14 protein-coding genes and 2 pseudogenes are annotated in these 19,101 nt (G+C 69.1%); 7 read left to right on the top strand and 9 right to left on the bottom strand.

The window, feature by feature from the left end; genetic code table 11:
* Positions 1–181 precede the first annotated feature (181 nt).
* From ACF08B_RS38625 to ACF08B_RS38615, 3 genes and pseudogenes are all read right to left on the bottom strand, one after another.
* Positions 182–568 (bottom strand): hypothetical protein, encoded by a 387-nt coding sequence (locus tag ACF08B_RS38625; protein WP_392321718.1) that lies wholly within the window; start codon positions 566–568, stop codon positions 182–184.
* A gap of 344 nt (positions 569–912) precedes the next feature.
* Positions 913–5,167, bottom strand: a pseudogene (locus ACF08B_RS38620) (molybdopterin-dependent oxidoreductase).
* Between the two features lie 124 nt (positions 5,168–5,291).
* Positions 5,292–5,498: a TerD family protein gene (locus ACF08B_RS38615; protein ID WP_392321717.1), complete on the bottom strand. Its 207-nt coding sequence runs from the start codon at positions 5,496–5,498 to the stop codon at positions 5,292–5,294.
* A 59-nt stretch (positions 5,499–5,557) separates the two neighbouring features.
* Between ACF08B_RS38615 and ACF08B_RS38610 the strand changes: the two genes are divergently transcribed.
* Positions 5,558–5,881, top strand: a complete 324-nt coding sequence (locus ACF08B_RS38610; protein ID WP_392321716.1) for a hypothetical protein — start codon at positions 5,558–5,560, stop codon at positions 5,879–5,881.
* A 221-nt stretch (positions 5,882–6,102) separates the two neighbouring features.
* On the opposite strand, the gene ACF08B_RS38605 is transcribed toward ACF08B_RS38610, so the two are convergent.
* The 4 genes from ACF08B_RS38605 to ACF08B_RS38590 form a co-directional block, all read right to left on the bottom strand.
* Positions 6,103–6,945 (bottom strand): phosphotransferase family protein, encoded by an 843-nt coding sequence (locus tag ACF08B_RS38605; RefSeq protein WP_392321715.1) that lies wholly within the window; start codon positions 6,943–6,945, stop codon positions 6,103–6,105.
* 171 nt (positions 6,946–7,116) lie between these two features.
* Complete coding sequence (locus ACF08B_RS38600) at positions 7,117–7,407, bottom strand: hypothetical protein (protein ID WP_392321714.1); 291 nt, start codon at positions 7,405–7,407, stop codon at positions 7,117–7,119.
* 230 nt (positions 7,408–7,637) lie between these two features.
* Entirely contained in the window at positions 7,638–8,372 is a 735-nt protein-coding gene (locus ACF08B_RS38595; RefSeq protein ID WP_392321713.1) for an SDR family oxidoreductase, read from the bottom strand.
* Positions 8,369–8,635 carry an Atu4866 domain-containing protein gene (locus ACF08B_RS38590; protein WP_392321712.1) on the bottom strand — a complete coding sequence of 89 codons (267 nt, stop codon included), beginning with the start codon at positions 8,633–8,635 and terminating at the stop codon, positions 8,369–8,371. Before ACF08B_RS38590 ends, ACF08B_RS38595 begins: the two co-directional genes overlap by 4 nt.
* A gap of 141 nt (positions 8,636–8,776) precedes the next feature.
* Here ACF08B_RS38590 and ACF08B_RS38585 point away from each other — a divergent pair, with 141 nt between their 5' ends.
* The 4 genes from ACF08B_RS38585 (at position 8,777) to ACF08B_RS38570 (ending at position 13,674) form a co-directional block, all read left to right on the top strand.
* Complete coding sequence (locus tag ACF08B_RS38585; RefSeq protein WP_392321711.1) at positions 8,777–9,610, top strand: helix-turn-helix transcriptional regulator; 834 nt, start codon at positions 8,777–8,779, stop codon at positions 9,608–9,610.
* Between the two features lie 508 nt (positions 9,611–10,118).
* Positions 10,119–10,643 (top strand): PadR family transcriptional regulator, encoded by a 525-nt coding sequence (locus ACF08B_RS38580; protein ID WP_392321710.1) that lies wholly within the window; start codon positions 10,119–10,121, stop codon positions 10,641–10,643.
* Positions 10,640–11,332: an ABC transporter ATP-binding protein gene (locus ACF08B_RS38575; RefSeq protein WP_392321709.1), complete on the top strand. Its 693-nt coding sequence runs from the start codon at positions 10,640–10,642 to the stop codon at positions 11,330–11,332. The genes ACF08B_RS38580 and ACF08B_RS38575 overlap by 4 nt, the downstream gene beginning before the upstream one ends.
* The gene (locus tag ACF08B_RS38570) at positions 11,329–13,674 is read left to right on the top strand and encodes an ABC transporter permease (protein ID WP_392321708.1); all 2,346 of its coding nucleotides are present in this window, start codon (positions 11,329–11,331) and stop codon (positions 13,672–13,674) included. The genes ACF08B_RS38575 and ACF08B_RS38570 overlap by 4 nt, the downstream gene beginning before the upstream one ends.
* A 276-nt stretch (positions 13,675–13,950) precedes the next feature.
* Here ACF08B_RS38570 and ACF08B_RS38565 read toward each other — a convergent pair whose 3' ends face one another.
* Entirely contained in the window at positions 13,951–15,057 is a 1,107-nt protein-coding gene (locus ACF08B_RS38565; RefSeq protein ID WP_392321707.1) for a phage tail sheath family protein, read from the bottom strand.
* Between the two features lie 667 nt (positions 15,058–15,724).
* On the opposite strand from ACF08B_RS38565, the gene ACF08B_RS38560 reads away from it, so the two are divergent.
* Positions 15,725–17,677, top strand: coding sequence for a hypothetical protein (locus tag ACF08B_RS38560; protein ID WP_392321706.1), 1,953 nt, complete (start codon positions 15,725–15,727; stop codon positions 17,675–17,677).
* Positions 17,678–18,471: 794 nt separating this feature from the next.
* Here ACF08B_RS38560 and ACF08B_RS38555 read toward each other — a convergent pair.
* Entirely contained in the window at positions 18,472–18,951 is a 480-nt protein-coding gene (locus ACF08B_RS38555) for a hypothetical protein (protein ID WP_392321705.1), read from the bottom strand.
* A gap of 55 nt (positions 18,952–19,006) precedes the next feature.
* Here ACF08B_RS38555 and ACF08B_RS38550 point away from each other — a divergent pair.
* A pseudogene (locus ACF08B_RS38550) lies at positions 19,007–19,101 on the top strand (IS5/IS1182 family transposase); the annotation flags it as partial.

Below are 19,101 nucleotides of genomic sequence, written 5' to 3'. Positions count from 1 at the left end.
TGCGGAACGGGGACGGCAGGTGTTTCACTCCGCCCGCGCCAGTCTCCAGTCCCGTACGTCGACCGTCGCTCTCTGGTCCTCGACGAGGTGCGACGTCCGGGTTCGGCTGACCGCCGCCGTGCCTGGTGTCAGCGACGCGGGCGGCGGGCTGAGGCTTTGCCCGCCGCCGGCAGTCGCTCCCCTACACGGGGACCGTGACCATCCCGAGCACAGCTATCTGCAATCGGAGATTGATGTTCACGGGCACGTTGTCCACCCATGTACGCACGCGTACCGAGCCGTCCGCAGGAGTGATCTGCTGCACAGTGACGTGAGCGCCCCCGAAAAGCGGGCTGCTGAATGTACTGTCCATTTCGGTGGCCGAGGCCAGAACGACGGAGCCCTTCCTGATCCGGCCGTCGGGGATGAACCAGTCCACATGCCCCCTTCCGTTCTTGACGAAACCGGCAGTGAACACGATGCCCAGCATCGTTGGCGCATCGGTCCCCGGCTCCCCCTCTTCTTTTTGTGCCGGGATCATGTCGGTCACGTCGAGGCTTGCGTATTCGCTTTCCATAATGTTTTCCATGGGAAATCTCCTGTCGGGGGCGGGACTGCCGGACAGCGGTCCTGCGGATTCACGGAATGTGGATAAGCTGCTGCGGTTGGGTCGCTGCAGCTTTTCCGTCTGCGGGAGGGGTATCTGACCTCCGTCCCGTGCCACCAGTACGCCCCACGCGGAGTCCTCCGGTCACGCCCCGGAATGTCGTAGCTTGACAGCGGAGCCGCGCATGGTCGCCGCCGGACACTGAATCGCGGGCGCCGCACGCGAAGGCAACCCGGCCGGTCGCGGGGGCTGCCTGTGACCGGTGTCGGGACAGCCTGCCGGAGCCCGGACCAGCGAACCGACGCTGGGGTGGTTGGGGGCGTAGGTCAGTAGACGTCGCGTACGTAGCGTTTGTCGGCGGCCAGGCGTCGGATGTAGGCGGCGGCTTCGTCGGTGTCCATGTTGCCGTGGGTGGCGATGATCTCCGTGAGGGCTTGGTCGACGTCTTTGGCCATGCGTCCGGCGTCGCCGCAGACGTAGAAGTGGGCGCCGTCCTGGAGCCACTGCCACAGGCGGGGGGCGTGTTCGCGCATGCGGTCCTGGACGTAGATCTTGTTGCGCTGGTCGCGGGAGAAGGCGAGGTCGAGGCGGTCGAGGTGGCCGGATGCCTGGTGGGCCTCGAGGTCGTCGCGGTAGTAGAAGTCGGTTGCCTGGCGTTGTTCGCCGAAGAGGAGCCAGTTGGGGCCGGTGTGGCCGCGGGCCTGGCGGTCTTCGAGGAAGCCGATGAAGGGGGCCACACCGGTGCCGGGCCCGACCATGATCATGGGGGTGGTGGGGTCGGTGGGCGGGCGGAAGTGCGGTGAGCGCTGGACGAAGACCTGGACCGGGCCGTCGTCGGCGCGGTCGGCGAGGTAGGTGGAGCAGACGCCCTTGCGGTCGCGGCCGAGGTCGTTGCTGTAGCGGACGACGGAGACCGTCAGGCGGACCTCGCTCGGGTGTGCGAGTGGGCTGGAGGATATGGAGTACAGGCGGGGCTGGAGGCGTTTGAGTACGGCGGTCCAGTCCGCGGCCGAGGCGTGGACGGGGAACTCGGCGACGACGTCTGCGGCTTGGCGGCCCCAGCTCCACTTGGCGAGCGCATCCTTGTTGTCCGCGCGCAGCAGTCGTTTCAGGTCGTGACTGCCGGTGCGGTCCGTCACGAACTTGAGCAGGTCCGTGGTGATGCGGGAGGTGTCCAGCCGGGTGCGCAGTGCTTCTTCGAGGGGGAGGGGTGCGCTGTCGCCAAGGTCGACCGGCTCGTCGGGGTCGAGGCCGGTGAGGGCGAGCCATTCGGCGACGAGTCCCGCGCTGTTGACCGGCCAGACACCGAGGGCGTCACCGGCTTCGTAGGCGAGTTCGCCGTCGCGGGTGTCGAAGGCGAACTGCCGCACCTCCTTCTCGGAACCGGGCAGGCTCAGCAGTCTGTTTCCGACGAGCAGGGTGGCGAACGGTGACGTCTTGGTGTGACCCGCACCCGCTGGTGAGGGAGCGGACGCCGGGGTAGTGGCCAGCGGTGTGGCGGCGGGCTCGGGGGAGGCCGGCACCTCTCGGACCGTGGCGACGGCCTGACGGTCGTCAGCGGTGGCCAGGGCGGTGGTCACCTGCCCGAGCCACTGCCCGGCGGCTTCCTCGAAGTCGGGTTCGCAGTCGGTGCGAGGCATGAGGCGGGTGGCGCCGAGGGCCTCGAGGCGTTCGTCGAGGCGGCGGCCGTGGCCGCAGAAGTCGTCGTAGCTGGAGTCGCCGAAGGCGAGAACGGCGTAGCGGATGCCTTCCAGGCGTGGCGCATCGGGGGCGGCCAGGGCCTGCCAGAAGCCGGCGCCGTTGTCCGGAGCTTCGCCGTCGCCGAATGTGCTGGTGATGATCAGCACGTCGGTGTCTTCGCCGAGGTGGGCCGGGCTCGTATCGGCCATGGGCAGCAGCTCGGCGGTGCGGCCCGCCTGAGTGAGGTGTGCGGGCGGCGCCGGCGGCGAACTCTTCGGCGTTGCCGGTCTGTGAGGCCCACAAAGTGATCAGACGGCGGGCCGGTACGACCGTGCCAGTGTCCGGTGCGCCGGTCTGCACGGGTATGGGGGTGGCCGCCGCGGTGGCGGGGGTGGTGCGGGAGAACATGCCGGCGAGGACGCCGTCGACCCACAGGGCGTGGCCGGGGTCGAAGGGGGCGCCCGGCGGCAGGACGGGGACGCGGCTGTCGGGCGGGGTGGTGGCGAGTGCGGAGAGGTATCCGGAGAGGTAGTGGCGTTCCGGTTCGGTCAGGGGGGCGGGGGCGAGGTCGGTGACGCCGAACAGTGTGGCGAGGGCGTGGATGGGGGAGTCCGGCGCGGTGGCCGCTGCCGCGGCCGGTATAGGCGCCGGGGCTGGGGCCGGGGCCGCGGGCGCGGCTTCCGGCTGGTTGCTCGGGCGGGCTGCCGGGATGGGGGCGGCGGTCTTGGCGAGGGTGACGGCGCAGACCTTGAACTCGGGCTGGAAGGAGAGGGGGTCGACGGCGTCGTTGGTGACGGCGTTGATGCTGAGGTATTCGCCGAACAGGTCGTTCCAGTGGAACGGGGCGAAGCAGGTGCCGGGCCGGACGCGGTCGGTGACAACGGCGGGCAGAACGGCACGTCCGCGGCGTGAGGCGACTTCCAGGTGGTCGCCGTCGACGACGCCGAGGGCCTGGGCGTCGTCGGGGTGGATTTCCACGAACGGCCCGGGGTTGAGTTTGTTGAGCTTGGCGACCTTGCCGGTCTTGGTCATGGTGTGCCACTGGTGCTGCAGGCGGCCGGTGTTGAGGACGAACGGGTAGTCGTCGTCGGGGAGCTCAGCTGCCGGCAGATGGGGGCGGGCGAAGAACTGGGCGCGTCCGCTCGCGGTGGGGAAGACCAGGCGGGGGCGGCTGCCGTCCTCTCGTACGTGGAGGGTCTGGCTGACTCCGTCGTTGAGGTAGCGGATCGGGTTGCGGTCCGGGCCGTCGGCGGTGGGTGCCGGCCACTGGACCGGTGTGGAGCGCAGCCGGTCGTAGGTCACGCCCCGCAAGTCCCAGCCGGTCTTGGGGTTCCACGCCTGCTTGAGCTCCTCGAACACCTCTTCGGCGGAGGCGTACGTGAAGGCGTCGGCGTAGCCCATCGCGCACGCCACGCGGGCGATCAGCTGCCAGTCGGGCAGCGCCTGTCCGGGCGTATCGACGACCCCTTGGACGAGGGTGAGGTTCCGCTCGGAGTTGATCATGATGCCGTCGGACTCCGCCCACAGCGTCGCGGGCAGGACGACATCGGCGTACGCATTGGTCTCGGTCTCGGTGAACACGTCCTGCGTGATGACGAGTTCGGCGGCCTCCAGACCGGCGATGACGGTCTTGCGGTTGGCGACCGAGGCGACCGGGTTGGTGCAGATGATCCAGCACGCCTTGATGGCTCCCGCGGCCAGCTGCTCGAACATCTCGACCGTGCCGCGCCCCACCTCGGTGCGCAGGGAACCCTCGGAGATCTGCCACAGGTTCTCGATGAACGCGCGCTCACTCTCGACCAGGACGGAGCGCTGGCCGGGCAGGCCGGGACCCATGTAGCCCATCTCGCGGCCGCCCATGGCGTTGGGCTGGCCGGTCAGCGAGAACGGGCCGGAACCGGGTCGGCAGATGGCACCGGTCGCGAGGTGCAGGTTGACCAGGGCATTGGTGTTCCACGTGCCGTGGGTGGACTGGTTCAGGCCCATGGTCCAGCAGCTCATCCACTCACCCGCCTCGCCGATCCACTGGGCGGCCTGCCGGATGTCGGCCTCGGGGATGCCGGTGATCTCCGCGACCTTCTCCGGCGGGTAGTCCGCGAGGAAGGCGGGCATCTCCTCCCAGCCGTCGGTGAACTCGGCGATGAACTCCCCGTCCGTGTGGCCGTTCGCGACCAGCAGGTGCAGCAGGCCGTTCAGCAGAGCCAGGTCGGTGCCGGGCTTGATCTGGAGGAAGAGGTCGGCCTTGTCGGCGGTGGCGTTGCGCCGTGGGTCGACGACGATCAGCTTGGCGCCCGCCGACTTCATCCGGTCCATCATGCGCAGGAACAGGATGGGGTGGCAGTCGGCCATGTTGGCGCCGATGACGAAGAACGCGTCCGCGTGATCGAAGTCCTGGTAGGAACCGGGCGGGCCGTCCGCCCCCAGCGACAGCTTGTAACCCGTGCCGGCGCTCGCCATGCACAACCGCGAGTTCGACTCGATCTGATTCGTCCGCACGTAGCCCTTGGCCAGCTTGTTCGCCAGGTACTGCGCCTCCAGAGACATCTGCCCGGAGACGTAGAAAGACAGGGCGTCCGGGCCGTGCTCGTCCAGGATCGCCCGCAGCCGGACGGCGACGGCCGTGGCGGCCTCATCCACATCCGTCTCAGCTGGCTCCGCCCCCCGCTCGGCGCGCACCAGCGCTGTGCCCAGCCGGCCGGGCGCGGCCATCATGTCGGCGCTCGTCGCCCCCTTGGTGCACAGGCGACCGAAGTTGGTGGGGTGCGCCTTGTCCCCGGACGCCTTCGCCGCACGGCGACGGCCGTCAGCGGGGTCCCGCGTCAGGTCCAGCACGATCCCGCAGCCGACCCCGCAGTACGAGCAGACCGTACGGACACTGCCGTCCTTCGAGCCAGATGCCACCTAACCCCACCCCGTCGTGTCTACCTTCCCGATCCCAGGCCGCCCCGCCCACGGCGGGCAGCCCCACGACAGCACCGTAGGAAGATCGAATTTCCGGTCCGTCACGCGGCGTGAGCGTGTGCGGTTACACCAGTCGCACACCCCACCGCAGCGCTCTGTGAGGCGAAGACGTCAGTCGGCGGTCACGGTCACTCTGTCCGTGGCCGCGGAACTTCCAGCCGGTGTCGGTTCGGAGGACTTCGCCGAAGACCACGGCGCGCGCCCCTGGCGCGTTTTCGGCCAGGTCGTAGCGTGTGATTTCTCTGTCGTCGGCTTGGTCCACGAGGCGCATGAAACGAGTTCACCGGTCACCGCTTCGACATCGCCTCCGACGAATGCACCTCCGTCCAGATGGCGCAGAACCTCGCGACCGCCATCGGTCTCCCGGTCACCCACCGGGAAGTACCCCTCGACTACGTCCGGACGTCGGCCGACCTGGCAGCGATGCTCCCCATCGACACCGTTCTCACCGACGGCTGGGCAGACCGTCCCGCACCGGGACTGCTCACCCTCACACCTGGTGGCCGCCGGCGCCTGACCGACGTGGCTGCGCGCGTCGACGCGTTCCGCGAGCTGTCCATGGCCGGCATCTCCCTGGAGGAGTACCGCACAACCGTCCGCACCCTGGAACGCATGAGCCACAAGCTCGAAATGGCGACAAGCCCCAGCCATTGACCGCAACACCACGCAGTTCGGTGACGGCGTAGTGCAGCACGTCCTCCCCGCCGATGCGAGGGAGGTCCCGGTGTTCCCCTCTGAGTACAGGTCGTCCCCGCGCCCGGGGGTAGCTCGATTTGCCACGCGGCGAAGGCTTCCTCCCGGTCGTCCCCTCGCCCGCGACGGCGTCGAGGAAGTGGAGGCCGTTCCTCCTCATCGGGCATGGCAACCGGGGACGGTCAGCGCGGTCCACGGCGGTCGAGCGAGGCACGGACCAGGGCGAGTCCCTCCGCCCTCCAGTGGTCCCGGTCGGGCATCTGGTCCGTGCGGCGCCAGCGCCAGGCTGAGAACATGGCCCAGTCCACGGCGCGGCACCGGTGCAGGAGATCCGGGTTTGCCCCCGCGTAGTGCTCCGCCACACCGTCGGGAGCGTGTGCGAGGTCGAACTCGACCGGCCCGCGGCAGCACGTGGCGAGGTCCACGAAGAGCGGTCCCCGCTCCGTGGCGAGGAGGTTGCCCTCGTGTGGCTCGCCGTGCAGCAACTGGTCGCCGGACCGGTCCGCGCCGATCACGGCGCTCACCTCGCCCAGGGTGCGGGCGAGGAGTTCCCGGTCGGCGTCGGACAGGTCGGGCGTCTGCTCCCGGTCGGTCACCTCCCGCAGCGCGCGGGCGGCCCGTTCCGTGAAGTGGGGCGCGTCCAGCTCGATGCGGCGCAGGGCGGCGTGCTGCCGCATGAGCACGTTCGCGTACGCGGCCGGCGCGATCTCCGCCGCCACCGGTGCGTAATAGGTCCACAGTGAGACGGCGAAGCCGTCCCGCTCGTACAGGCGGGGCTCGACCCGGGGGTCCAGCCCGGCCACCGGGGCGTCGACGGCCGCGAGCCGGCGGGCCACCTCGACCTCGAACGCGGAGTCGGTCAGTTGCCCCGGCGGCGCGATCCGGGCCAGCACGTCGCACGGGAGCAGGCGCAGCGCGACGCGGTCCGAGTCGTGGACGACGACCACGTCATCCACTCGCAGGCCCAGCTGCGTGACGGTCGCCCGTGCCGCCTCGACCGCGCGACGCAGTTCCGCAGGCTCCACGTCATGCTCCTCATCGTCGGCTACCCATACACATCCGCGGACGGCGACGACACCCCGCACGTCGTCGGGGACATCATCCGGCACCCGAACCCCGGAAAGATCCACTTGCGGTCGGCCGAGGGCTCCGGCGGTTCAGCCGGCCGCATAGCTGCCTCCGCCTGGGGGTGCTCGTCAGCGCGGTGGGCCGGCGCCCAGGGTGTGCGGGGCCTCGGCCAGCCGCGCGGCGGTCTTGTCGCTCGCACACCACACGGGTCGCACGCCCGGTCCTCCCGAGATGGACACCGATGAGCCGCTGACCGGCAGCAACCGGATGCAGGCCCGGCAGAGCTCTTTCGGAGCCGCCTGCGGTTCGGCTTCCTTCGCGCCTCGTGCCAAGACCTCGATCACCCTCAGCCGCACCCGGTACTCGGACAGCCCGCCGTCCTGGCAGGGATGCTCGGAGCCAGAGGAAGGCATGCTCATGGACTTCCCCTCCTCGTGCGCGCCTCCCTGCCATGCTCCACCCGTATCTCCATTCACCAACCGGGCCAGACACCTGGGCGAGTTCCCTGACCCGCAGCAAGGCACGTCGGCCACTTGCGGTGCACCCGCGCGAGCACGACGGCGTCGGCCGCCCCTCGAGCCTCCCCCCTCCGCGGTCCGGCGGATCCGTCGGAGGGGACTGGTTCCCATCCGAGTTCCTTCCGGGGGAGCTATTGGGCGCTTGCGGCGGGGCGGACGACGATCTCGTTGACGTCGACCTGTGAAGGCTGGGAAATGGCGTAGGCAATGGCCTCCGCGATGGCGGAGGCGGGCAGCGCCACGGCGCGGTAGGTCTTCATGGCCTCCCGCGCCGCAGCGTCGGAGATGCTGTCGGCGAGTTCGGACTCGGTCACGCCCGGGGAGACGAGGGTGACCCGGATGCTCCCGGAGGACTCCTGCCGCAGTCCCTCGGAGATCGCCCGGACGGCGAATTTGGTGGCGCAGTAGACGGCGGCGGTGGGAGAGACCTCGTACGCCCCGACCGAGGCGACGTTCACGAAGTGCCCACCGCCCTGGGCGCGCATCGCGGGCAGGGCGGCGGCGATACCGTGCAGAACTCCCCGCACGTTGACGTCGATCATCCGGTCCCACTCGTCGGTCTTCAGCGCTTCCAGCGGCGAAAGCGGCATCACTCCGGCGTTGTTGACGATCACGTCCAATCGGCCGTAAGTCGCGCCGGCGGCGGACACGAAGGCCCGGAGATCGGCGGCATCTGTGACGTCCAGCCGCTGGAAGGCCGCAGTGCCCCCTGCGGTGATGATCTCCTTGGTCAGTGCTTCGAGACGATCGATGCGTCGCGCTCCTAGAAGCAGGCGGTGCCCGTCGGCGGCAAGCCGGCGGGCGGTCGCCTCTCCGATCCCGCTGCTCGCTCCGGTGACCGCCACGACCTTGGCCGAGTGTGTCATGCCTGCTCTTCCTCTCGGCGGAGCACGAGGTGCTCGTGGTAGAGCACTCCGTCGCGGATGTCGCCCGTCGCGGTGAACCCCGAGTCGTCGACGTAGTCGATGTGACTGCCGGTCACCGTGTAGCGGCCGGTGTAGGCGCTGCGCCGGCCACCGCGGGCCTCGTCGTACCGTCCGTCCGCCCGCAACTCCTGACGGATGTGACCATCTGCGGTCACCCACATACCGACCACGTCGGCATGGCCCTTCACCCTCTGCCCTGGCATGACGGATTCTCCTCGTCCATCGGTGCGGATCTGTCCTGTCCGGCCGAGTGTGGACCGGCCGCAGAGCGCCGACCAGGACGTGTGCTGCCTGGGTGCACCACACCCAGGCAGCACACCGCCTCTACGGCCTAGCCTGAGGACATGACCGACAACCACCTGGGAGAGTTCCTGCGCGCACGCAGGGCGGCCTTGCGGCCGCAGGACGTCGGCATGGTGAGCCACGGCATGCGCAGAGTCGCCGGACTGCGTCGTGAAGAAGTAGCCGTCCTGGCCGGGGTGAACGCGGACTACTACACCCGCCTGGAACAGGGGCGCGAACGCCACCCCTCGGCCCAGGTACTCGATGCGCTCGGCCGCTCCCTGCGACTGGACGTCGACGCCCACGCGCACCTGCACCAGCTTGCCGGGACAGCGCCGAGTAACCAGTTCACGCACACCACGGACCGGGTCAGTCCTGCCCTGCGCCAGCTGATGGACGGCAGTTCGGGCGCCGCGGCGTTCGTCATCAACCGGACCTTGGACCTCTTGGCCGCCAACACCCTGGCCGAGGCCCTCCATTCACCCTTCGAAAAGGCCGACAATCTGGCCCGCATGGTTTTCCTCGACCCGGTAGGCCGACAGTTCTACACCCGGTGGAGTCACACAGCGCAGGCCACCGTGAGCCACCTTCGTCAGGCGGCCGGCCTCGACCCGGACAACCCACGGCTGCGGGAACTCGTCCGCGCACTCACCGAGCACTGCACGGATTTCACCCGCCTGTGGAACACCCACACGGTGCGCGGCAAGACCCAGGACGCCAAGCACGTCCTCCACCCCGACGTGGGGGCCTTGACGCTCACTTACCAGACCTTCGACGTACGCGATGCCGCGGGCCAGCAACTTCTTGTCTACCAGGCCGAACCCGGCAGCCCCAGCGCCCAGGCCCTTGGGCTGCTCGGCTCTGTTCAAGTCACTTCACATCAGACCGTCATGTAGCCAAGTGGGATGGCCAGGGTGTGCCGCACAGTCTTACTCGGCCGGCAAGCAGCGCGTTCTTTGGCTTCTGCCCTCCCGCTCGAGTAGGAGGGGCTCGCAAGACGCCGTCCAGGTAGTGGCGGCCGTTGACGGCGACAGGGGGCTGGCGGAGTCGGGTGGGCCGGGCCGTATGAGGCCGGGATGCAGGGTGATCTGGTCGGACGGCGGATGGTTGGCACCCAGGGCGGTGTGCGTACTCCCACCCGAAGGAGGCTCTCGCGGACACGGACGAGAGCCAAGTGCGGGGCCTGCAGCAGCGCCGCGCGCATCGTCCCTCAGTGTGGACGATCGTTCCGTGGGCCGCCGAACCGTGACCGTGACCGGTAACCGCGGCCCCGGCGTCCGCCCGTTTTCCGAACCGTGATGACCGGAATTCTCAGCTCCCTCACCTGCACAGTTGTTCATCCCGCCACGACGTAGACACACCGTGTATACACACCAGGTATACACGGTGTGTAGAGTGGTCCTCATGTCCATCGGTCACACCCTTCTAGGGCTCCTGGAGTCCGGTCCGCGCCACGGCTACGACCTCAAGCGGGCCTTCGACGAGAAGTTCGGTCACGACCGGCCGCTGCACTACGGCCAGGTCTACTCCACGATGTCCCGGCTGCTGAAGCACGGGCTCGTCGAGGTCGACGGGATCGAGGCCGGCGGCGGCCCCGAGCGCAAGCGGTACGCCATCACCGACGCCGGCATCACCGACGTACAGCGGTGGCTGGCCACCCCGGAGAAGCCGGAGGAGTACCTCCAGTCGACCCTCTACACCAAGGTCGTCCTCGCCCTGCTCACCCACCGGGACGCGGCCGACATCCTCGACAGGCAGCGCTCCGAGCACCTGCGCAGCATGCGGCTCCTGACCGACCGCAAGCGCAAGGGCGACCTCGCGGACCAACTGATCTGCGACCACGCGCTGTTCCACCTGGAGGCCGACCTGCGCTGGCTGGAGCTGACCGCCGCGCGACTCGACAAACTCAGTGAGGCTGTGACCCGATGACGACTTCTCCCCCCGGTTCCCTGCTCACCGCGCGCGACCTGCGCAAGGCGTACGGCCCGACCCACGCGCTGGACGGCGCCGAGTTCTCCATCCACCCGGGCGAGGTCGTCGCCATCATGGGCCCCTCCGGGTCCGGCAAGTCCACGCTGCTGCACTGTCTCGCGGGGATCGTGCCGCCCGACTCCGGGTCGATCACCTACAACGGGCGTGAACTGACGAAGATGAGCGATGCCCAGCGCAGCGCGCTGCGCCGCTCCGAGTTCGGGTTCGTGTTCCAGTTCGGCCAGCTGGTGCCCGAGCTGACCTGTGTGGAGAACGTGGCCCTGCCACTGCGGCTGAACGGCCGTCCCCGCAAGGACGCCGAGCGGGCCGCGCTCGGCTGGATGGAGCGTCTGGAGGTCGACGACCTCAGGGCCAAGCGGCCCGGCGAGGTCTCCGGCGGCCAGGGCCAGCGCGTCGCCGTGGCCCGCGCGCTGGTCACCGGACCGCGCCTGCTGTTCGCCGACGAACCCACCGGCGCGCTCGACTCCTTCAACGGCGAGCGCGTGATGGAGCTGCTGACCGAAGCGGCCCGCTCCACCAACGCGGCCGTCGTGCTCGTCACCCACGAGGCACGCGTGGCCGCCTACTCCGACCGGGAGATCGTCGTACGCGACGGCAAGTCCCGCGACATGGAGCACGCCATATGAACACCAGACAGTGGGCCAGGGACCTGGCCATGGGGGCCCGCTTCGCCGTCACCGGCGGACGCGAGGGCTGGGTCCGGATGACGCTGACCGCCGTCGGCGTCGGCCTCGGCGTGGCACTGCTCCTGCTGTGCACCGCCCTGCCCAACGTGTTCGCCGCGCGCCACAAGGTGGAGGACGCCCGCTTCGACTACACGTACTCCGACAAAGCCCCGCCGAAGGCCGACAACACCTTCCTGATCGCCGCCACCGACACCGTCTGGCACGACGTCGACGTCCGCGGCCGGCTCGTCGAGCCCGAGGGCAAGCGGGCGCCGCTGCCCCCGGGGGTCGACAGCTTCCCGGGCAAGGGCGAGATGGTGGTCTCCCCCGCGCTGGGGGATCTGCTCGCCTCGGACGGCGCCAAGCTGCTGCGGGAGCGGCTGCCCTACAAGATCACCGGCACCATCGGCGAGAGCGGGCTCATCGGCTCCCACGAACTGGCCTACTACGCGGGCGCCTCGGGGCTGAAACTCACGGACCTCTCTTCGGTGCATCGGCTGACCCGGTACGGCAGGCCGGACGCGGCACCCGAGAAGACCGACCCGGTGCTGCTGCTCATGGTCCTGGTCGTGTTCGTGGTGCTGCTGACCCCGGTCGCCGTGTTCATCGCCGCCGCCGTCCGCTTCGGCGGCGAGCGCCGCGACCGCCGGCTGGCCGCGCTGCGCCTGGTCGGCTCGGACAGCCACATGACCCGGCGGATCGCGGCGGGCGAAGCACTCGCCGGAGCACTGCTGGGCCTGGTCGTCGGCACCGGCTTCTTCCTCCTCGGCCGTCAGACGCTGGGCTCCACCGAGTTGCTGGGCGTGAGCGTCTGGCCCAGCTACCTCGATCCCTCTCCCGTGCTCGCCGCCCTGGTCGCGGTGTCGATCCCGGTCGCCGCCGTACTCGTCACGCTGCTCGCGATGCGCGGCGTGGTGGTGGAACCGCTCGGCGTCGTGCGCGCGGCCAAGCAGCGCCGCCGCCGGCTGTGGTGGCGGCTCCTGCCGCCGCTTGCCGGCCTCGCGATGCTCTACCCGATGATCGACAAAGGCCGCAAGAACGGCGACTTCAACCAGTACCTCGTCATCGGCGGCGTGCTGCTGCTGCTGATCGGCATCACCGCGCTGCTCCCCTGGGCGGTGGAGGCGGTCGTCGTCCGCCTCGGCAAGGGCGCGCTGTCCTGGCAGCTCGCGGTACGGCGGCTGCAGCTGAGCAGCGGAACCGCCGCACGCATGGTCAACGGCATCGCCGTCGCCGTGGCCGGAGCCATCGCCCTGCAGATGCTGTTCACGGGAACGCAGAGCCAGTACACCAAGGCCACCGGCAAGGACCCCGGCCGGGTCCAGATGCAGGTCGACTTCAGCGACCGCAAGCCGCTGTCCGGCGTCGAACGCGAATTCACCGGCACCAAGGGGGTACGGGCCGCAGTCGCCCTGGCCATCTCGGAGTACGGAGACGCGCGGCGCAACCCGAAGAACAGCAACGGCCTGACCGTGGGCGACTGCTCCGCCCTGCGCGAACTGGCCACGCTGCCCTCCTGCAAGGACGGCGACGTGTTCATCACGCGAACGAGGAGCCACTACACCTCGCCCAGCAACGCCGACGAAATCGCCGTGGTGAAGCCCGGTCGGCAGCTCTACATCGCCCCGTCCTACGACGGCAACGAACGCGGCATCGAGGTGCCCTGGACCGTTCCGGCGAACGTGCGGGTGGTGGACGCGCGCAAGGACTCACTGCAGGACGCCAACAGTCTGCTGGTCACCCCCGCCGCCCTGCCCGCCAAGGCCGCTCCCGCGTTGTACTCGGACGGGGCCTACCTGCGTCTGGACCCGTCGGTGCCGGACTCACGAGAGTACATACGCAACGTCGTTGCCCGGATCGACCCCCTGGCACGCGCCAACAGCTGGTCGGCGAACGAGGAGGACGTCAAGTACACCTCCATCCGCACCGGCCTGTTCGTCGGCTCCGCCTTCGTGCTGGCACTGATCGGTGCGAGTCTGCTCGTCTCCCAGCTGGAGCAGCTGCGCGAGCGCAGGAAGCTGCTCTCCGCGCTGGTCGCCTTCGGCACCCGGCGCCGCACGCTGAGCCTGTCGGTGCTGTGGCAGACGGCCCTCCCGGTCGGACTCGGCCTCGTACTGGCCACCATGGTGGGTGTCACCCTCGGCTCGGTGCTGCTGAGGATGACCCGTACACCGGTGGCCATGGACTGGGCGAGCGTCCTGACCATGACCGGCGTGGGCGCGGCCGTGGTCGGCGTGGTGACGCTGCTCAGCCTGCCGCCGCTGCTGCGGATGATGCGCCCGGAAGGCCTGCGCACGGAATAACCCCATCACACATCCCCTAGCGTGGGCTCCTCCTGTCGGGAGGAGCCCACACCTGCACGCCCGAGCGGTCCCAGTAAGGCGTTTGAACGCCAGGTCGGTGACCTGCTTGCGGAGCCTGCGTGTGGTTCCGCCCGCAGGCCGCTGGAGGAAGCGACCTGTGAGCCGGGCGGGGATGACGCGCGCGGTGACGGCCCGCTCGAGAGCAGCAGGCGCCGTGTGGAGCGGGCCTCAGTCAGGGCGGTGTTGATGGCCGGGGTTCGGGCGCGGCGGCGGGGGTCATGCTTGCCCGGCCTCGGTGGTGATCTGCAGGGTGATGAATTCGGCGGGGCGCACTGCGGCCAGGCCGATGTTGAGGATCATCCGGCCGGCGGTGACGTCGGTGTCCGTCATCGTGATGCCGTTGCCGATCTGGACGAAGTACGCCTCCTGGGGCGCCGATCCCATGAGTCCGCCCTGCTTCCAGATGTGGTTCAGGTAGTTCTCCGTGGCTGCCCGGCACTTGTCCCAGGTGGCTTGGGTGTTGGGCTCGAAGATGGTGAATTGCAGGGCGCGCGTGAGGTCGCGTTCGACGGTGCTGACCAGACGCCGGACGGGGATGTAGCGCCAGGTGCCCGCCTCCCCGTCGGCGGCGACGGTGCGCGCGCCCCAGACGAGGATGCCGGTGCCTTTGAAGGTCCGCAGGAAGTTGATGTTGACGAACTGGCGCTGTTCGTCGTCGGTGGCCGTGTGCTGCAGGCCGGTGATGCCTCGCACGGCTGCGTTGGCGGGCGCCTTCCACACCCCGCGTTCCTGGTCGCTTCGGGCCCAGATGCCCGCGACGATGGCGGACGGCGCGACGGCGTCGCTGCTGCGGGGCATCTGCGCCCAGGGGTAGTAGACCGCCGCGAACGACGCGTGGGCGGCGGGGATGCCCCAGGCCTTGACCGCCGAGCCGGCCTGCTCGGGCGTGTGGTCGCGGTCCGCGTGCAGGATCGCCATCGCCTTGCGTTCCGCGGCGAACGCGGCCAGTTCCCGCGCCCACTGTCCGGCCGTCTGCGCACCCTGCTCCCACAGATGCGGGGCGACCACGATGGTGACGTCGTCGGGCACCTCGGCAAGGGCGTCCTTGAGGCCGCGGCCCGCGGTGGTGACGACGTAGCCGGCGCCGCCGCCATTGGCGAAGTAGCCGTACAGCGCCGCCTGCGCCGCATTCAGCGCCTCGGAGTCATCGCTGCCCAGGAGGCTCTGCGCGTCACGCCAGCCGTTCACCCGTGTCATCGCCGCCGGCACGTTGCCGAAGTCTCCGACGAACACCGGCACCGCCGTGGCCCCCATACTCACCGAGAAATCGGCATCGAGCGTTTCCGCCACATAGACCCCGGGCTGACTGACGTTCGTTGCCACCCTGCCGCTCCTTTTGTAGCCGTACGAGCACAGAAAGTGATTCCTGCTGGTCACCGTATGCGGTAGGAGACAAACCGGCCCAGTCGCGCGCCGGAGAGCAGGAGGATTTCAGCGACGGGCGGTGCGCGAGGGCGGTGAGCTGGTCTGCCGGGATGACGCTGTCGCGGCCGTGGTCGGTGCGGACGGCAACGCGGAACGTTTCGCCCCGGCTGTCCCGGCCGGCCAGGTAGGCGGCCAGGAGTAGGCCGGAGCCACCCCTACTCGGTCATGCGCCGGGTGTTCGGGGCTTGACACCCTCGTTGACGCCGCCGAGTTGTCCACGGCTTGTCGACCCCTGTCGCGTCTTGAGCCCCAGCAGACGACGTGCCAGCGCTGCCGCTGGAGCCATCGCCCCACGTCGACTCCGTCCGCGACTCCTGCATGTCGGCAGGGCGGCTGTCAAGTGCCGAGTTCTCGGGGAGTGACTGCGTTTCGCCGGCGGGGCCTACTTGATGTGCGGGGCTCGCCGGACATGCCCTCCGTAGGTCAGGCGGAAACCCGCATTGAGGGATCCTTCTTACCGCCACCGCCGGATGCCCCGGGATGACGGCCATCCGCACATCGATCCGCCGACCGTCGAACCCGAAATCCGAACCACGTCGCAATCCCCCTCTGGAAGGACAAGACCATGCCCTGTGACGTCCACACCCACCCCGAAGGGCGCATCCGCCGCTTCACGCACGGAGCGGTGCGCCGAGCGGTACTGGAGTACGCGATCAACCTCTGTGCCTGGCAACGCACCGCCCTGACCACGCGTCACCGCACCGACGAGAGCTACGTACAACGCCGCCCGTTCGCCCTGCGCGGGCCGGACGACGTGGCGAGCTTGCGCACACGAGTCGAGGAAGTTGTGGCGGGGCTGCTGGAGGACTATCCCGGTGAGGCAGGTGAATTCGCCGATCAGATGGCAGCGATCCTGCCCATTGTCGCGGACCGGCAGCAGGGGATCGACACGCTGAAGGAGCAGTGCCGCCGGCTGTACGTCATCGAGCACGGGACGAGCGGGACCGAGCCGCCGGACGACGGAGATTTCCGCATCGTCGCAACCGAGGACGCGGCGGAAGTCCATGTCCGCTCGCGGGCGCAGGACCAGGTGTCCGCGCACCGGCCTGAGCAAACGGACCTGGACAGTGATGACTATCTGACCGCTGTGTCCAGGTGTCTCGTCTCGGCCCGCGAACGCGGCAGGGCACTCAGCGAGGACGAGGTCCTGGCCATACACCTCGCCTACACACTGACCTCGGACGGTGAGCGAGTGCCGTTGCCCGTCCGTCCCTGGAGCAGCCCCGGCTTCCGAGACACACAAAGCTACATGTCGATCACCGACCCTGGCGAAGGGCACCTCCTCGGCACCACACGGCGCAGCGAGAACCTCCGAGGGGTGATCGTGCACATCGAACACCTCGAGCGGGGCAACACTCAGGACCGTGAGGCCGTGGAGCCCTACCGGATCCCGGCACCGCAGTCGATCTCCCGGGTTCGCCTGCACACCGGCACGCAGGCACCGGTCTCCTCATACGTGGGCCGCCCCATGTTCGAGGGCAATGTCGCCGACTCCCTGCTGAAGACCGTGCACACCGTGTCCGCCGCGTGCTCCGCGCTGTTCATGGACGGCCTGACCGAGTGCAAGCTGGCCATGGAGCGGATGACCGCCACCGAGGCGATCGACTTCATGCGCGCCATCGCCGGGAATGTGCGGCGCAACCGCCACACCCAGGCCCTGTCCGCCGCTTTCAACCTCAACACCCCCATCGTTGACGACCGGCCCGCGACGATGCGGTCCCACGCGGGACGTCCCCGTACCATCAGCGACCGCTTCGAGGTGGGGCTGCTCGGCATCGAGCTGGTCGCCGAAGCCGGGTTCGACAAGGTGACCTGGGACGGTACGGCCGACACCTACCCCAGCCGCTGTGTCATCGAGCAGCTCACCTTCGAGCAGGCGGTCACCCTGGTGCACCGCGCGCACGAGGCCGGTCTCCTCACCTATTTCTCCGCCGGCTTCCGTTTCCACCACCTCGCCGACGTCACGTACACCGGTACCGACGGAGTTGGGGTCGGCGGTGCCCAGATTCTGCGGTACATGGACCAGCAGACGGGGCATCACGGACCGTTCAAGGAGGAGAACATCGCAACGATCCTTCAGATCCGTGACGAGGCCGCCGCGTCTGTTCTTGGGCAGGGCGCGGCACTGCTGGCCGGGCTGGACCAGATGTTCTTCGAGAAGAGCATCACGGCGGGGCAGAACCAGGCGCGAGAGTCCCTCTACCCGGCTCTGGCACAGCGCGACGAGGCGCGCGTGGCCGCCCTCTTGCCGTCGGTGCGCCATGCGAGGGTCATCCCCGACTCGGCCATCGAACCTCCCGTACTCGGCTCCGCACGCAGGCTCATTGCCGCAGATCACGCGAGTCTGGCGGCCACCGCGTACACCCCGCTGGAATTCTCGCGGCTGCTGGTGCGGCTGGAGCGCGCCGTACTCCAGCACGACGCGGAGCACGCCGCCGAACTGCTCTCCGCGGCCAGAGCCCAAGTCGACGAGTCCGACGGGGACTTCTCGTCCGAGCAGCTCCAATCCGTCGCCTGAACCACCCTGAAAGAGATACCGAGGCATCGTCAACTGGAGTGAGGCCTCGGGCCTGGGATGATCGCCGGGTTTGCTGATCTTCTCGGGGAGGGGCCGTTCGTGGAGTCCGCGGGGCCGTCGTACAAGGGGTTCCGGTTCCCGGCAGAGGTCATCTCCCACGCGATGTGGCTGTATGAACCAGGGCGCACCAAGTTGACGACGCCCCATGGAGCCGCCCCGCAACGCCGTGACGCCCGGCTGGTCACTCGCGGACGGTCCTCGCGTACCCGTCCGCCGCTGTGCACGTCTCGTGGGTGAACGTGAGGCCAGATCTGCAGCGGCCTGTCGGGCGGATGCCTGCGCGTCGTCCATGGCCTTGGCGAACTCCTCCGTTCATTTTGCGCACACCGAAGGTCCGGTGCCCGATACGTCGGCGAGGTCGCCGGCGGGAACCATATGCGCGTCGACGCGGTGCACTGCTCTGCCAGAAGGGCGTCACCGCAGGCTCCGGAGACATCTGCCCCGCCGCCGTTCCGGACCCGGCGGTCTGTATCACGGCTGCGGCGAGTGTTGAGAGCGCGGAGGTGAACCCAGCGCTCTCAATGTTGGTGAGGAGCGAGAGCGGCTGACGTAGTAGTCGTGTTGGCTGCCTGCCCGGCGAGGGCGGGGTCTGGCGCTTCGATCAGTCATGCAGGAGGTCGAGCTGCTCGGTTGCCTGCTTCCATCCGCGAGCATCCGCCTCGGCACGAGCCCGTAGGTCAGCCACCACGGGGCCGCGCTCAGTGCTGCTGGAGGCCCTGACGAGCTCGAGATCCTCATGTTGCCGCTGCAGCTCCACGCCTGGGCCGGGAAGCCGAGGATCGCCCTGCCTTGCAGCCATCGCGGCCGTCTGCAGAGAGCGAAGCGCACCATCCCACTGTCCACCGGTGCATGAAGTCCTCCAGGTCATCAGCATCCTCGTCCTCTTCGCTGCCGCCCTCACCGATCGGTGTCCCATACGAACGGAACAGATCGGCCAGCGACAGCTCCGTGTACTCGCGGGACCAATCAGCCAATTGATCAACCAGCTCCTGGATCTCAGCTGGGGACGACTCCTCGCCGTTGGCGGCGTCAGTCCAGCACCTCCGCAGTAGCTCCGTGACGATCTCGGACCCCGAACTGCCGTGTCGACGGAAACGCTCATCGCCAAGACACCCGGAGATCCGTTCAGCGGCTGCCAGACCCACCAGCGCCGCTCCGCGGCCGTCAAGACCGCCGAGCGCTGCCTGCCACTCGCGAAAGTCCCAGTTCTCCATGCCCGTCCTCAGCTCGACCTGTGGTGATCAACCTAGGTCGTGTCCGCAAAGTCGGTTGCTCGTTGGTCGGTTCGTGGTGCGTCGTCATGAGCTGACCGATGAGTCGTGGGCAGTGATCGAGCCGTTGCTGGCCCCTCCCCGGATGGGCCG

This window comes from Streptomyces sp. NPDC015139 (assembly GCF_043079785.1).
Lineage (GTDB): Bacteria > Actinomycetota > Actinomycetes > Streptomycetales > Streptomycetaceae > Streptomyces > Streptomyces albidocamelliae.
This window is presented reverse-complemented; position numbering and strand designations above follow the sequence as displayed.

What these genes read in the sequence shown, in the direction of transcription:
- ACF08B_RS38625 (WP_392321718.1), bottom strand. Translation starts at nt 568, where the DNA reads ATGGAAAACATTATGGAAAGCGAATACGCAAGCCTCGACGTGACCGAC.
- ACF08B_RS38575 (WP_392321709.1), top strand. Translation starts at nt 10,640, where the DNA reads ATGACGACTTCTCCCCCCGGTTCCCTGCTCACCGCGCGCGACCTGCGC.
- ACF08B_RS38570 (WP_392321708.1), top strand. Translation starts at nt 11,329, where the DNA reads ATGAACACCAGACAGTGGGCCAGGGACCTGGCCATGGGGGCCCGCTTC.
- ACF08B_RS38590 (WP_392321712.1), bottom strand. Translation starts at nt 8,635, where the DNA reads ATGCCAGGGCAGAGGGTGAAGGGCCATGCCGACGTGGTCGGTATGTGG.
- ACF08B_RS38610 (WP_392321716.1), top strand. Translation starts at nt 5,558, where the DNA reads ATGGCGCAGAACCTCGCGACCGCCATCGGTCTCCCGGTCACCCACCGG.
- ACF08B_RS38580 (WP_392321710.1), top strand. Translation starts at nt 10,119, where the DNA reads ATGTCCATCGGTCACACCCTTCTAGGGCTCCTGGAGTCCGGTCCGCGC.
- ACF08B_RS38560 (WP_392321706.1), top strand. Translation starts at nt 15,725, where the DNA reads ATGCCCTGTGACGTCCACACCCACCCCGAAGGGCGCATCCGCCGCTTC.
- ACF08B_RS38555 (WP_392321705.1), bottom strand. Translation starts at nt 18,951, where the DNA reads ATGGAGAACTGGGACTTTCGCGAGTGGCAGGCAGCGCTCGGCGGTCTT.
- ACF08B_RS38595 (WP_392321713.1), bottom strand. Translation starts at nt 8,372, where the DNA reads ATGACACACTCGGCCAAGGTCGTGGCGGTCACCGGAGCGAGCAGCGGG.
- ACF08B_RS38600 (WP_392321714.1), bottom strand. Translation starts at nt 7,407, where the DNA reads ATGAGCATGCCTTCCTCTGGCTCCGAGCATCCCTGCCAGGACGGCGGG.
- ACF08B_RS38585 (WP_392321711.1), top strand. Translation starts at nt 8,777, where the DNA reads ATGACCGACAACCACCTGGGAGAGTTCCTGCGCGCACGCAGGGCGGCC.
- ACF08B_RS38615 (WP_392321717.1), bottom strand. Translation starts at nt 5,498, where the DNA reads ATGCGCCTCGTGGACCAAGCCGACGACAGAGAAATCACACGCTACGAC.